1 protein-coding gene and 1 pseudogene are annotated in these 1,046 nt (G+C 51.7%); both read left to right on the top strand.

Annotation, left to right across the window (positions count from 1 at the left end; translation table 11 throughout):
- Nucleotides 1-501, top strand: a 501-nt coding sequence (locus ACE4YL_RS05275; RefSeq protein ID WP_461369339.1) for a UDP-N-acetylglucosamine 2-epimerase, incomplete at its 5' end; no start/stop codon positions are given.
- A gap of 135 nt (nucleotides 502-636) precedes the next feature.
- Nucleotides 637-1,046 (top strand): annotated as a pseudogene (locus ACE4YL_RS05270) (hypothetical protein); the annotation flags it as partial.

Genomic DNA, 1,046 nt, shown 5'->3' with positions numbered 1-1,046 from the left:
GGCTATATCTTAGCCACGATCCATCGCGCGGAGAATACGGATGAGCCCCGCCGCCTGCGGGCGATCTTGGGCGGCCTTCTTCAAGCAGCGGCTGATATTTCGGTAATCTTTCCGGTGCACCCCCGCACCAGATCGGCGTTAAAAAGAGAAAATCTTATCTCGATAGACCATCCAGATCTTCACATGATTGACCCGGTTGGTTATCTAGATATGGTAATGCTGGAAAAACATGCTCGGTTAATCGCTACCGATTCAGGTGGGGTCCAGAAGGAGGCCTTCTTCCACGGCGTGCCTTGTGTAACCCTGCGGGATGAGACCGAGTGGGTGGAGCTGGTGGAGCTGGGGTGGAACAGGATTGTGCCGCCGCGAAGCGAGCGAGAGGTGGCTCAAGCGCTGTTTGATTCGCTGGACCATCCGGGCGGCCGGGAGGGCTTCCCGTACGGCGGCGGTGACGCTGCGGCAAAGGTTGTGCAGTGCCTTGTAGAAGGGGTGAACTCTTAAGAATTAGTTGTCCGATCAATTACGATGTTGAGCTTTTTCCCGTCACTTTATGCAAAAAAGATAAGGAGATTTAAAGGGATTTTAGGGGTTTTGTAGAATTTTAGCTTATCTCCTTTCTTGTTCTATCTGGGTTTCATGGAAGGAGGTGAGAAGAAACTGAAGAAAAAGAAATTAGATTGTTACCGTTACATACTTTGGCTATTACCGGTTGTGTTAATAATTTTAGCCATGGTTATGCCTTCGGCATTCGCCGCCGCTAGCCCGCAGCCGCAGATTACCTCTGTTAAGGCGGATCGGTCCGGTACCGTTCTTGCTGGAACAACGGTGCGCTGGACCTGTCAGGCTGAAGGTTCTGGTCCATTAGAGTATGCCTGGTATGTTTATCGTGACGGTGAGCGGGTTCATGTGCAGTGGTACCGGTCGCAGGAATATTTAGAGTACCGTTTGGATCAGCCTGGGACCTACCATGTCAAAGTTTTTGCGCGTACGCTTGAGGATATCCGCAGCGGTGGTACAGATTCTGCCTCTTTGCTTGTGGAGCCGCC

The sequence above is a fragment of the Candidatus Darwinibacter acetoxidans genome, assembly GCF_041936445.1.
In the GTDB taxonomy this organism is placed as follows: domain Bacteria; phylum Bacillota; class Limnochordia; order Darwinibacteriales; family Darwinibacteriaceae; genus DTU010.
Note: the sequence above shows the minus strand (reverse complement) of the source record. Positions and strands in the feature narration are given on the sequence as shown.